This window comes from Cupriavidus oxalaticus, from assembly GCF_004768545.1.
Taxonomy (GTDB): Bacteria; Pseudomonadota; Gammaproteobacteria; order Burkholderiales; family Burkholderiaceae; genus Cupriavidus; species Cupriavidus oxalaticus_A.
This window is the reverse complement of record NZ_CP038635.1, coordinates 3,265,483-3,279,524: the sequence shown is the minus strand read 5'-3', so window position 1 is coordinate 3,279,524 and position 14,042 is coordinate 3,265,483. Positions and strand designations below refer to the sequence as shown.

The 14,042-nt window shown below is 58.7% G+C and carries 5 protein-coding genes; all 5 read left to right on the top strand.

Going from position 1 to position 14,042, the window contains the following annotated elements:
- The first annotated feature begins 633 nt into the window (after window positions 1-633).
- From E0W60_RS25960 to E0W60_RS25940, 5 genes are read left to right on the top strand one after another with little or no spacing between them, the layout of a single operon-like run.
- Entirely contained in the window at window positions 634-2,511 is a 1,878-nt protein-coding gene (locus E0W60_RS25960; protein ID WP_240745903.1) for a hypothetical protein, read from the top strand.
- On the top strand, window positions 2,508-4,061 hold the full coding sequence (locus E0W60_RS25955) for a hypothetical protein (protein WP_135706029.1): 1,554 nt from the start codon (window positions 2,508-2,510) through the stop codon (window positions 4,059-4,061). The genes E0W60_RS25960 and E0W60_RS25955 overlap by 4 nt, the downstream gene beginning before the upstream one ends.
- The gene (locus tag E0W60_RS25950) at window positions 4,055-9,481 is read left to right on the top strand and encodes an FtsK/SpoIIIE domain-containing protein (protein WP_135706028.1); all 5,427 of its coding nucleotides are present in this window, start codon (window positions 4,055-4,057) and stop codon (window positions 9,479-9,481) included. Before E0W60_RS25955 ends, E0W60_RS25950 begins: the two co-directional genes overlap by 7 nt.
- Window positions 9,482-9,490: 9 nt before the next feature.
- On the top strand, window positions 9,491-11,851 hold the full coding sequence (locus E0W60_RS25945; RefSeq protein WP_135706027.1) for a sensor histidine kinase: 2,361 nt from the start codon (window positions 9,491-9,493) through the stop codon (window positions 11,849-11,851).
- A complete protein-coding gene (locus E0W60_RS25940; RefSeq protein WP_135706026.1) occupies window positions 11,848-13,872 on the top strand; it encodes a hypothetical protein in 2,025 nt (674 codons plus the stop codon). Before E0W60_RS25945 ends, E0W60_RS25940 begins: the two co-directional genes overlap by 4 nt.
- The last annotated feature ends 170 nt before the right edge of the window (window positions 13,873-14,042 follow it).

Sequence of the window (14,042 nt, the reverse complement as noted above, 5' to 3'; positions counted from 1 at the left end):
CGCGCTGATCCGCGTCATTGCTGGATGTAGGGCCGAAAACGCTCACGAGGCCAGTAGAGAAAAACCGAGACAGTGACGCGGGAAGTGTGCGGCGGAACAGGGCCGTTTGGAGGGCAGGCGCTCACGAGGAAAAGGTGGGAAACCGCGCCAACCCTGGCGTTCCGGGCAGAAAAAAGCCCAATCGATAAGGGTTGGGCTTTGGAGATATGGTGGTGGAAACGGGAAGCGAACCCGTGTCCGCCTTCCGATCCCAGATTCCTGGGCCTTGTGCGCGTGGATTCCACGATTTGGCTGAACGCAATCAGATGGCGGCCTCCACCCCGAACGCGCCGCCAGTCTCCGGAAGTGGCACAGCCCATCAATGCCCCATCGCCGGGGTGGCGCCGGAGACGACCCTGTGAAACGCTCGAGACCGTTCTACGAGATGTCGCGCCAGGCTCTCCAAACGTAACCAATCGTAACGTGCAAACGAGCTTTGATATAATTTCGTGACAAAACTATCACTTTGTGCTGAGTTCCGTAGGGGGTGATTTGGCTACGTGAATCAGCGACATTGTCACGTTCTGAGGAGTTAGCGGTTTTTTGACCGAGCTCCATTAGACACCAATGTATGGAAGTTTAGAGGGACAGAATGTGACCGAAATAGCACAGCCAGCCAGCGCATGGGTCAGGTTTCTGCGTAGCTACGGCCCCACGCCCAACAACCTGACAATGTTCGATGAGTACGTGGCAGGCGCAATAGGCCGGGCCAAAGTCCAGCCCATCAGCTTGTCTACGCCTCTGCTTGATGCGATGGAGGCTCACATTCAGTCCAAATCTCCCGGTTCGATGTTAATTGCTGGGACGGCGGGAGACGGCAAGACCTACCACTGCCGTGCACTTTGGGAACGCATTGGAGGCGATCCAAAAGTTTGGGCTATTAAAGGTAATGTGAAAGAGTTGCCCTTAGCCGATGGGCGTTTGGCGGTTTTCATAAAGGATCTCTCAGAGTTCAATGGCGAAGAAAGCGACCGTCCGCTGGAGCGGCTCGAAAGATCGGTGCTCGCAGGGGATAACTCCGAGGTCGTGATTCTTGCGGCCAACCATGGTCAGCTTCTTGACCGGTTGCGTGATTTGGGCAGGCGTCAAGGCCGCGTGCATCCTTTGCGCAAGCCCCTGCAAGAACGATTTCTTCAAGCAGGTCCTGCTCCTGACCGTCTCGCGGTCTTCGATCTAAGTCGGACTACTGGCCGCAAGACTCTTGACGAAATCACTAAGGCGGTGGCGGGTCACCCCGAGTGGGACAACTGCAAGCGCTGTTCGCTAGTCGCCAACGGAAAGGTTTGCCCGATCGACGAGAATCGTCGCCGGCTGTTGGGCGAAACGGATGGCAGGCAGCTTGCGCGTCGCTTGGGCGACCTGGTCGAAATTGCAAGGCTCAACGGGCTTCATCTTCCTGTTCGCGATTTGCTGGCCTTGTGTTCGAATATGATCCTTGGCTACTCCGACGCCAAGGAGGCCAAAGAGAACCTGATGACTTGCGCGGATGTCGCCAAGATCCAAGAGGGGGGCAACATCGGCAAGGCCAGCGTCTATGCCAATGCGTTCGGCGCCAACCTGCCCAAGCGTAGGACCACTGACCGCCCTATCTTCAAAGCCATGGCCAGCTTTGGCGTGGGCGAAGAGACCACCAATGCGGCTGATGGCCTGCTGGTCTATGGGAAGGACGACTCGCGGCTGCAAACCGATTTCAATCGCCTCGTCGGCTCCGATCTAATCTACGGGGGAACGGCAGCGTTTCGCGCTGCTCAGGATGCCTATTTGGAAGGGTACGAGGGTGCGCGCTTGGACGGCGGATACTCCGAATTCTTGGAAATGCTGGAGTCCCAGCGGCGTCGCCTCTATTTCACACTTCCCGAGGCAGAGGCCGAATACCCACGCTGGTCGATGACGGCCTTCCGCTTCGCGGGAGATTACCTGGACATCATTGAATCGCTCAAGGCCAAATCGCCGGTGAGCGAGACGGTCCGTGGGCGCATCGCCAAAGGGCTCAACCGCGTCATGACCGGCCTGCTGCTTGAGAACGTCGACCGCATCTTTATTGCCAGCTCGGGAGGATTCACCCAGAACCGCGTAAGCGTGCTGTGCGATCACGAGACATCTTCGCGCAGGCAGGGCGGCGTTGGCATGGCGATTCGGCTTGACGAGGAGACTAACCGACCGCACCTTGACGTGTCGCTGGCTCCTGGCGCAGGCAACTCCGTTAGCTTCGACCTTACCCCGATCCGCCATGAATTCATTTCGCGCGTGGCCGATGGAGCGCTACCGGCTAGCTTTTCCAACGAATGCCTTGAAGATCTGCTGGCGTTCAAGGCAAAGCTGCTGCGCAAGGCTGAACTCGTCCGCAAGGCTGGCTTCGCGGGAGACGATGAGGCCAGCGGTCAGGCCTCTGCGCTGACCCTTAATTTTATCGACATCGAGCCAGGAGGCCGCGGCTTCGCGCGTCCCGTGACTGTGAGGGCACCGGCATGAACGAGATCATCAAGCGGCCGGAGATCAAAAGCGTTGATTTCTGCGTGGATGAGAACATCTGGGGCCACCGCCTTTATGACGAGCAGCTTCCGCATCTCACCGTGCTGGAGTTCCTCGGTGTCCTCGGATCTAACTTGGACAAGCCGCTGCGGCCCCATGAGGGCATGGGAGGCACGGTCAAGTTCCGGCCGCAGCGCCAAATTCGCTTGCGCGGTCTGCTGTTTAATAACCCCTATGTCGAATCTATCGCCGAGAGCGCGCGGCCCGACGAGGAGAAGTGGAGGCAATGGTTCGACAAGTTCGCCCAAGGAGCGACGCGCAACGGCGATGGCGATATGGCATATCTGCGCCATTCGTTTTCGACCTTCGATGATTTCGCCAAGGCCATCGAGCTGCTGCGCTCGTCGTCTTTCGAATCGCGAAGCAACAAGCGTTGGAGTTCGAAGTTCGTTTTCCCGTTCGGCCCAGACGCACTCTACGAAGACCTGGAGATCGACTCGCGCGGCAAGATGAGCAACGACCGGCGTTTCTTCGCGCGCACGGGCGAGTTGCTCTATCTGATGCTTTCTCGTTCGGAAAAGGGTGCCCAGTTGGGCGACTCATTGGCAAAAGGACTGTTCGATCGGGATGCTCCGATGAACAGGCTGGCGAGGGCGCTTCAAGGCGATCCGCAGTTTGCCGATGATCCGCGACCAGCGGGTTATCTGCCCGAGATGAAGAACGTGCGCTTCGACCAAATCTGCGAAGACTGGCTGTCGATCCTCGCGAAGGATATGCCGATCTATGACGCGTTAGAGCATTGCATCGCCATTTCCGGCTTGAACATGCTTCTCTATTTCCTCGAGCGGGCCAAGCGCATCGCCGGAGATGACGAGCCTGTGGAGATAGTTTGCGAGATAGTCTCCAAAGAGCGGACAAAGGTGCGCACGCTCTCAGGCGACAGCTACCAGTTTAATCAGGGTCTGGCCGCCAAGGCGGTTCGAGCTCATGTCGAATCAATCCGGCAAGCTCCCCGGTGGGGCCAAGCCGCGTCGGTCGAGTTCCCGGAGGCGGAACGCGTCAAGCTCATGCGCGAGTGGTTCCAGTGGCCGCCCACAGACGACGGCGACGATGAAGATTATTCGGGCAAGAGCCCGGATGCGCTCGTCGCTGGTCTGGTCGAACTCGCGCTCGCCCGGCACGAGCAGCACGTCGGCAAGATCCATAGTGCCTGGTCGCGCGCCATCGGATTGAGTTCGCGCAGGCTCTCGCGCCGCATTCGGTACGCTCCCACTGATCGGCTGCTCAAGTCGATCGTGGTGGCGATCGTGGACGACCGCATGCAATTCGACGAGTTCTTGGCCGAAGCCAAGCGCCGATATGGCCTGGTTATCGGCGACGCGGAAGGTTCACGACTAGTCGAAGCCAAACTAGTCGACCAAGAGGAGCTCAGCGAAAACCGGGACAACCTCGAAGCCCGGCTCGTTGGATTAGGCCTGGTGCGCCGGCTATCCGACTCCTGCTCGTTTGTTGAAAACCCGTTCGCATTCAAGGGAGAGGCAGCGTGCTGACCGATCGCATCATCGGGCGCGTCGGCGCGGACATTCTCGCCAAGCGCATCTCGAATCCAGGCCAGCCGGGAGACTCGGTCGCGCTCTTCCGGCTCGACAAGCTTTCACCCAGCCAGATCGCTGCTGTGGCGCGAGCGATCCTCGCCAATGCAGACCTACTGTCCAGGGTGGAACTGATGATTCCGGAGGCCTTGGTCGAGGGCCAAGGGTTGCCCGCAGAGATCTTGAGCGCCCACAACGCCGGGTTCGTACGCAACAACGCCGAGACTGCCAAGGCAGCGATCCTTACGGCCAATGGTAATGAGCACAACCTGGCGGACACCTTGGGCCATGTGATGGCCATCGGTGCCAAGGAGATGCGGGCCGATCCGGAGCCGTGGGTTGAGGCTGCATTGCATGCCGGAGGGATCTCGCCAGTTCCGGACGACCGCGCCGTTTTTCATGCAGCCCTCGGAGGCCTTCTGACCTCGTCGGAGCTCTCTTTGGTGCAGCTCGGCGAGCTCTGTTCTGATATCGTCGAGGCCATCTCCACGCGTGGCCTGGCCATTCGAGACGCGGTGGGTTTTGCATTGCCTAGGGCGGCTTTGCCTAGGGACAGCTCCTATTTCTCCAACGCCAAGACTTTCGCGGCCTCACGCAAGCCTTGGCAGAAGGCCTTCGCCAAGCTTTTCATGCAACGTGCTCCGCTGCTGAAGAAGCTTCGCCAGAACGGCCAACCGCTTGATGCCGAGGAGCTTTCCGAGCGCATCGCGGAGCACGCCTCCGACATCGCCGATGGCGCGCGCCTTGCGCTGCAGGCGTTCGCTGCCGCTCCAGCGGGCGACCAGGAAGCCACCGCCGCGCTCGCGCAGTTCGAGTGGGAAAGTGATGGCGTTTATCTGGCATTCGACAAGCCCAAGGAAAAGCAGCTGGGTTTGGCTGACTCGACGATCCGCTTCTTCGACCACGACTGTGAACAGGAAAACGCCTTAGACACAGAAGGCCGCAAGCTACTCGAGGATTTGAAGTCGCGCGAGCGCCGATCGGATTTTAACGGCGAGGATGAAGAGTTCTTCGTCAAGAACCGCCGCCACTTGGAGGAAGACGTCAAGCTTTGCGGCCGCTGGGAGAAGGCTCTGTATGGCAAGCCCATTGAGTGCCACGACTTCTTCGATGGCTTTGCGCGCGTGGTCAACAGCTTGCACGCGGGCCTTCGAGATCCCGAGGGTGAGCGCATCCTGCGTTTCACCGTTACCAAAGGCCGCAAGGAGTGGCGCGAGCGTTTCAACTACGACGCCGGCAGTTACTTCTCGGCGATGTATCGAGGCTTGAAGGAGCTGATGGGGGCAAAGGCCGACTGGAAGGTCGAGCGCCTCGGCAACGTGAACTTGCCTGATCCCCTCTTCGATTACGAGGCGTTCTTCGCCAAGGAAAAGGAGTTGCGCAACGATAAGAAGAACAAGATCAGACCAAACGCATCGCTGTCTCGAATGGCTCTCCAAATCAAGTTCGACGTGGCCTTAGTGCAGATTACTAAGGGTAAGGAGACCGTCTTGGCCAAGACCCAACTCCTTTGGAGCTATCGCCCTACCTCGATAGGCCTCTCGATGGTTGCGGACATGCGCCGCCTCTTGGAGAAGGGGGCAGTGGGCTGTACGGAAGTCCCGCGCCGACTGGTGAGCAAAAAGGGGGGGGTGCAGAACGTGTCGCTGCTTGACACCGGCACCTTAGAGGCCACCTATTCGACGGATGCAGGTTCGCTTGTCCCGGCTGCCAACAAGCTGCGAAGCCTCCGGCACGAGATTAAAGGCCGGATCAAAGAGCTTGCCGACGAGGGGAGGCTGACTGCGCAGCAGCGTGATGAGGTTCGATCGGCGTGGGACAAGTTCGAAGAGGACTACGTCAAGGCAATGGAGGACTTCGTTGGCACAGGCCTTCATGGTGAGGCCGTCATGCGCCAGGCCGAGTCCTTCGGGGCGCTGCTGACGACCTTGATGGCACATGCTCGCGGCGATGTCTGCCGTTCGAAGCTTGTGTCCGAAGTGCTCTCCGTCGGGACTGCCCGGGTGGCTGGCGACAACCCGGCGTTGATCATCCCGCCGTGGCATCCGGAGCGCATGAAGGCGTTGGCCGTCAAGTCTCGCCGCATCGCCGGCTTCGCCACCCACTTGCTTTCGAGTCGCAGCATCCTTTATGGCGACCGCGAGATCTTCATGCGCGAGCTCTCCGATGAAATCGCCCACCCGTTCTATCCGGAGATCGCGGTCTTGAACAGGGCGGGCGCGCCGACCCTGGTGTCTGAAAGCAGTACGATCAACGGCTACAGCCTGTTGGAATCGCCCACGCGCGGCGCCGAAAACGCGATGACCGATGTCGATCCGGCCGCCGCCGCTAAGCAGGCGCGCGAACTTCTGGAGCGCTATGTCGGATTGCAACCGCACGAGGCTTCCAATCTCAGCGTGGTGCTCTACAACGCCGACGCGGCCGAGCTGCCGCTAGCTACGGTGCACGAGCTCTCTTCTATCCAGGAAGACGGCAAGCTGAAATGCAGCGTGTCGGTGCGTCATTCCGATCCAGCCAAGCTTCGCAGCGTCTATGGAGAACTCGTTAACAAGGCTGGCGATGATCCTGACCTGCCTGTGGTCAGCGAGACCAGCGACAACTTCATCTCAAAGCTGCGCATCTCGGTGACTCCGATTTCGTCGACGCCCCGCGAGAACGCCCAAGGATTTAAGGCCTTTGACGTTGCCTTCCTGCATGACGTCGTTGCTCGCGCGGCCCAATCCGAATGGCTGCCGGTTCCTTGGGCCAATGACCGGCCCAACCTGGAGCATGCGCCGTCGCGCTGGTCTTATCGTAGCGTCTCAGGCGAGAATGAGCTCAAGTCGACCACTTTCCTTGCTTGCCCCTGGCAGACCGCTTCCGGGTGGGCCTATGTGTCGGCGGTGGCGGCCGTCTGCCGGCAAACCGACGCCTTGCCCGAAGAGCGATTCCTGCCCGCCCGGCGCATTTCGCTACAAAGCCCGGCGTTGGCCGGGATGATCAAGGATGCACACGATCTAGCCGAATGGGTCGCGACCTACGACGAGCTGTTGGACAAGCGTCAGCTTCAGCACAACAACATCACAGTCGTTCGGTACCGCCGGGGATCGACGAACGGCCGCAACATGATTGTCAGTTCGACATCCGAGCTGCGCCTGTTGGGCGTATTGGTGCGGCGGCGCTTGGAGGAGTTGAACCTGCAGCTTGGCCCCAATGAGATTCAAACGGCGGCCGATAGGGCCAAGCGTGATGCATTGTCCGTCTCGGGCGACATCGTATTGCGCGCAGCCAAGCGTGGGATCTCCGCTGGGGAGATGATTGGCCTGGTGCTAAGCCGCCACTTGCTCTCCGAGGAGTTCAAGAAGGCCGCTGCCAGTGGGCAAGTTTTGACGGCTTACTTCCTGCTGGACGATTACGCGAGTTGGCTCTCGCAGCCGGAAAGTCGCATTGCGGACATTCTGGCTTTGAACGTTGAGGAGAGTGAAGAGGCTGTCCGTGTTGGCATCTCGATCGTCGAATCTAAATACGTCGGGGCCGACGGCCTCGCCAAAGCTCGCCGGGACTCCAAGGACCAGCTTTTGGCGACGTTGGGCATGTTCCGCGAAGCGCTCTTTGGTGATCCAGGTCGCCTCGATCGCGACGTGTGGTTGGCCCGATTAGCGGATTTGCTCATTGACGCCGAGATTCCTCCTGGTATGACGGGGCTGATGGAGCGCGCCAGGGCGAAGTTGCGCGAGGGTGATGTAGAAATTTCCTTGCGCGGCTATTCGCAGGTCTACGTTCACACGTCGGACGCTGGATCGACCTCGGCATCTGATCAAGAGTTGCTCGACGAGGCAGATGGCGTCCAGGCATGGCAGGAAGTCTTCGATCGGCCGGACTTGCGGAAGCTTACCGAGGCCTACGCCAAAGGGGAGAGCGCATTCGATGTCAGATCGGGTTTGGGCTCTCATCAGCCTTGGGCTTGCCACGTCTTCAAGAAGCCGGCGCCGCGCGTGCCTTGGCTGGCTGCTATGGGGCAGCTTGCGAGCGGTTCGGTGGAGACTGCCGAAGCTGTAGTTGCAGCTCAGCTGGAAGTTGCCTCAGAAGCTCCAGCGAAAAGCGTTGCCTCTGAGCCCGTCGCTCTCTTGCGGGGAGAGGCGCACCAACTTTCTGCGGCAATGGAACCGATAACTGCGCCGAGTGCCGAGGCCACGGCAACCGCATCTCCCATCGTCGGCGCTTCGCTGTCTGAATTGGTCGCGTCCAAGTTCGCTGGCGGAGCTCAGGCGGATGCGGCACGGGAGGGGTGGGCTCAAGATGTGACCAAGAACCTCAAAGCTGCCCTTAACAGCTATGGCCTGCAGGCAGCGATCCTAGGAACGCGTCTGACACCCAACGGCTGCCTTGTGCGCTTGGCCGGCTCAGACCGGCTGCGGGTCGAAGACATTGAGAACAAGCGCACGCAGCTCTTGACGACGCATGCGATCAATCTAGTCACGGTGCAGCCGAAGCCTGGCGAAATCGTCGTGACGGTCGCCGGGGCCAAGAGGCAGGCGGTATCGCTGTGGGAGCTTTGGTCTCGCCGCGAGCTTAATCGCAACATCGCCGGCATCAACACTTCTTTCTTGCTGGGTCTTCAGGAGATCAATGGGGCATTGCTCTATCTGAATCTCGGGACCGAATTTGGTGGCCTCTCGTCGCACGAACCTCATTCGCTGGTGGCAGGCGCTACTGGCAGCGGCAAGTCAGTGCTCATCCAAGCCCTGCTGCTGGACATTGCTGCGACCAACTTGAAGGAGCTGGCCCAGATCGTCTTGATCGATCCCAAGATGGGTGTGGACTACGCCCCCTTGGCTGACCTGCCGCACATGCGCGAAGAGATCGTCACGACCAAGGAGAAGGCCTCCCAAGTCCTGGAAGCACTAGTACAAGAGATGGAAGACCGCTACCGGGCCTTTGCCAAAACCAGAGCACGCGACCTGCCAACGTACAACGCGAAGGTCTCAGCGCAGGAACGCCTCCCGATGGTTTTCCTGGTCCACGACGAGTTCGCAGACTGGATGCTCGACGATGCCTACAAGGCGGCGGTCGGGGCTGCGGTGCAGCGCCTCGGTGTGAAGGCTCGCGCAGCTGGCATTCATTTGATCTTTGCGGCCCAGCGTCCAGACAAGGACGTCATGCCTATGCAGCTTCGTGAGAATCTGGGCAACCGGCTGATCTTAAAGGTGTCCAGCGAAGCGACTTCCAAGATCGCGCTCGACCGGCCCGGCGCGGAACTGCTGCTTGGGCGCGGACACCTCGCCGCGAAGCTCAATGGCGAACAAGGCTTGGTGTTTGCCCAGGCGCCATTTCTGTCCGACGAGGATATTGAAGCCGCCGTGGTGGCTATCTGTTCTGACAACAAAGATTGTCACTAGGAGTAGCCATTGTTCAGAATTACTGCACGCACTGTTTTGGAACTCGGGTCTGAGCTCATCAGTTCGGACATTATCGCCTTTTATGAACTGATTAAGAACGGCTTCGATGCTCGTTCTAAGACGGGCGTTGAGGTACGGTTCGATATTCCGCTTTCGCGTGGTTCATATCAGCGGCTTGCTAAAGAGGTAAGCTCAGGAGGCAATCTTGTTGAACTGAAAAAGCTCATCATTTCAGCGCTGGCCCCTCGCGCAAGTGCTGCGGCCGTTGATGGATTTCGTGAAGCCATTGAGGCGGCCGAAAACAGCGAGGATCTTCAAGACCGGCTAGCTGAAGCACAAGCACGCTATAACACCATTGTGGTTGCCGATACCGGTAGTGGTATGTCGCTCGATGATCTCGAGCGTAGCTTTCTCGTAATCGGTACGCCGTCGCGCAAACGCGAGGTGGAGGCTGCACTGCGCCGGGGCGAACGGGAGGTGCCTTACCTTGGAGAAAAGGGCATAGGCCGACTATCGGCAATGCGTCTTGGAGAGCGCTTGCGTGTCGAAACCGCGCGCGTCGAGGATTCGCGGCTCAATTTTCTGGAAATTGACTGGCAGGCGTTCGCGGATATCGATGCCATGCTCGACCAGATCCCGGTTAGCCCGACAGTTGGACCTCACAAGCCGAGCCCAACATGGTCAGGGACATCCATCATTATCAGTAACCTTAGCGAAAACTGGACGGAGTCCCGGGTTCGCGAGATGGCGGAGTACGATTTTGCGCGCCTCACAGACCCATTTGCTGATCCTGGAGAGCGTCCTCGCATTGCCATATTCTGGAACGGTGAGCGCAAGGCAATTCCTATTATGCCGTCTGCATTACTTTCCGCCGCTCACGCCCGCGTTGAGGGTTGTTACAGCGTCGTTGACGGATCTCCCACCCTCACCTGCACTATAGAGGCGCTCGATCTAGGGTTCGCTCACCCCAAAGAACGTGAGGTCATTACGCTGTCGGTCGAGGACTTGCAGAGTGCGATGATTGGGCGGGACCGGCACATTGAGGACAGTGCACTTAGATCCGTTGGGCCGTTCTCATTTGAGGCGCACTGGTATAACCGTCGTCGGTTGTCTAGGGTCGACGCGATTGGTGAGCAGAGGGCGGTGCGTGAGCTACAGGAGAAGTGGTCGGGGATCATGTTGTTCCGAGATCGCTTCCGAGTCTTCCCATATGGTGAAGATGAGGATGACTGGCTGGAGCTTGACCGCAGGGCATTGCGCCGATCGGGGTATACGCTTAACAAGACGCAATTTATCGGCAGGGTGAGTATTTCGCGCACAGCCAACCCGATGCTAGTCGACCAAACGAATCGGGAAGGTCTTCGGATTACTCCGGAGCAGCAGGTGTTCCTCGAGGTCATCCGCTATGCAGTGCAGGACCGGCTTGGTGCCTTCATGCGTGACGTCGAACGGCAATATAAGAACCAAAAGGTCGACCTATCGGACGCGCAAGCCCAGGTCACGCGGCTCGAGGATAGGGCGAAGAGCGCAATTCGCCGGCTAAAGCGGCTGACGCCGCCCGAAGGCGACGAGGCAATTGAAGATCTTCAGCAAACACTGTTCGAGTTCACCGAGTTCGCAGCGCGTGCCCGTCAACGAATCGCGGAGGTAGAACAGGAAAGCCGGCAGATGATTGACATGGCCGGGGTGGGCCTCATGGTGGAGGTTGTCGCGCACGAGCTCGCACGCGCTTCCGAGAATGCGCTCAAAGCACTTGATCGTCTGCGCAGCAAGGATGTACCCGACAGTCTCAGGCCACAATTTAGAACGCTCCAGGCGGAATTGAAGAGCGTTAGCAAGCGCGTTCGTATCCTCGACCCAATGAGCGTCTCCGGCCGCCAACGCACCGAGGTCTTTGCGCTGGACGAGCTGATCCGCGACACTATCGAGGCGCACGAGGCGCAATTCGACCGGCACAACATCCGAGTCTTCCCAGACCTACCTGATCGACCGGTGCGCGTTAGAGCGGTGAAAGGGATGATCGTCCAGATTCTGGAAAATCTGATCTCGAACTCAACCTACTGGCTCGACATGAGGGCTGACCGTGAGCCGCGCTTCAAACCAGAGATCCGGATCACGTTGGAAAGTGGGCCACCTACGATCACCTTTGAAGACAATGGCCGCGGAATTTCCCCAGACAACCGCGAACAAGTGTTTAAGGCGTTCTTCTCACTCAAAGACACACGTCGGCGCAGAGGCCTCGGCCTCTTTATCGCTCGCGAGGCGGCGCAGCACAATGGTGGCACGCTCACTCTCGCAGAGTCCATTAACCCCGAGACTGGTCGTCTTCACCGCTTCATTCTCGAGCTTCCGGAGGGAGCACAACTGTGAGCCTGGCTGATCTGCTTGCCGTGCGCAACATTCGAACCGCCCTAATTGTTGATGACGTATTCGATGCAGTGCCAACCAGCACCGATATCGACCCTGGAAATGAAGCGTGGTCGAATTTCAACGATGACATAACGCATGAACAGCGGGCTCGAATCATCGAGGCGTATCCTGCAGCAGCGTCGAAGCGTTTCGACGAGTGCGTTGATGACGACAACTACGTTGCGGCGATCTGGCGGCTTCGCGACGAACTTGGCGAGACTGCAGCTGGCCTCTTTGAAACCTACACCGCCGACCAGGCTACGGACGAGAGTTACGTTCGCCTCGTCAATGAGCGGCTTCACGCTCTTGGCTTGACCGTGAGAACCGCTGGACGCGATTTCGCTAATGCAGCAAGGGAGGCTGACCTTGTAGTCATCGACCTCTTCTTTGGTAAAGCACAAGATCCCGCTTCGCTGGACGAGTCTAAGAGGCGGCTCCGCGAAGCGCTGCAACTGCGGTTAGCCAATCCACCCCTAGTTATCTTAATGTCACGCAGTCCCCGCTTGGAGTCCAAGCGAGACGAGTTTCGCGACGAGGTTGGTTTGCTGGACTCCGGATTTCGCATTCTCAAGAAGGAGGACATTGAAAATACCAATCGCCTCGAACTCCAATTGGAGCGATTGGCCGAGAACAGCACCGACTCGCACGCCCTGGCCCGGTTATTTCACGCACTTGAAGTTGGGGTTAAGCAGGGCGCCGAACGGACATTGCGCCTTCTCCGCAAAATGCGCCTGTCAGATGTCGGGCAGATTCAGCAGTTGCTGCTAGATGCTGAGGGACAACCTGCTGGCAGCTACCTCGTAGACGTCTTCGATCGCGTTCTTCAGCATGAGATTGAGCGCGAAGCTGGCATCATCGACGCCGCTCTAGCTGTGAACGGTTTTTCTGCTGCAAAGCACCCCCCACCATATGTCGCCGGTTCAGCAGACCTACAAGAACTAGTACAGCGCTTGCTTACTCAGCACGAGAACCGCTTGCGGCTACCTGGGTCAGTCGGCGCGCTGGTGGCATTTGGCGATCTTTTGCGGATGCCACCTGAAGCCGACGCCAATCGGCTGCAACGAGCCATCCTTGTCGACCTTACACCTGAGCAAGTGCTCCTAGTATTGACGCCTGCCTGCGATCTCCAACGTGGGGCCGCACCACGTATTCTTCTCCTTGTTGGCACGGTCAAGCCGCTTGCGGTCAAAGATTGGTCTTATGGCGATGACGCTCGGACGTCCGCGATCCGGATCGATAATGAATTGCGTTGGGTGAAATGGAACCTTAAGCACATCGATACCGTCTCGGAAAGTCAGATCTCCAATGCGTTTGAAGCTGGTGATGTCCGCCTTGTTGGCCGACTGCGTGAGGGACATGCACTCGAATTGCAGCAGCGTGTGCTTGCAGGATTGGGAAGAATCGGTCAAATGGCAGCTCTGCCAGGCACATTCCCGGTTGAGCTTGGGCTATTCTATCCTGACGTCGAGGGGCGACTTAAGGCTCTAGACGTCAGCGCACTCGCCGATGGGGCGGTGTGCTTCGTCGGCCGCGACGAGAACGGGGGGCCGATGCTGCGTCTTGTGATGACAGAGGTGATCTGCGACGGCGTGCTTTCAGCTTTGGCTGGCGTTGAAGAAGACCATGTTGCGCCGCACGCGCGTCTCGCTTTTCAACATGTTAAAGCCACCCCGGATTTGCGACGCCTTATGGTTCAGGGTTTTGACTTAAAGGGGGTGAACGACCAAGGATGGAAGGAGATCAGCTCCGAGACAGGCGCTGAGAAAGGAGTTCGCAAGATGGGTTTGATAGCCTGGAACTACATCGTGCCGGATGCGCCATTGCCTCGCAGCAGTTTGAACAAGGCTGGCATCGTCTTTCTGATCCGCGATGCTGGCCGTGCGGACGTTCCCGGTCTCGGTGATGCGATTCGGTCCGGCTTCATCGAGCCTGCAGGGATGCAAATTCCAGCTACGCAGCTGGAAGAGTCTCCTCCGGGGTAAGACAGCAGGTATAGCCTGTGCGGGGAAGCCTGAAGGGTTCCCCGGACGTTGCGCGCTCGGTAGCGGCGCTTATCGGATCGCTTCCGGGGGTTTCTGCTGGTGTAAAAGAACAAGAGTTCCGGAGTGATGCTGAGACGCAGTACAGCCTTGAGCGGAGTCAGTAGCATTGC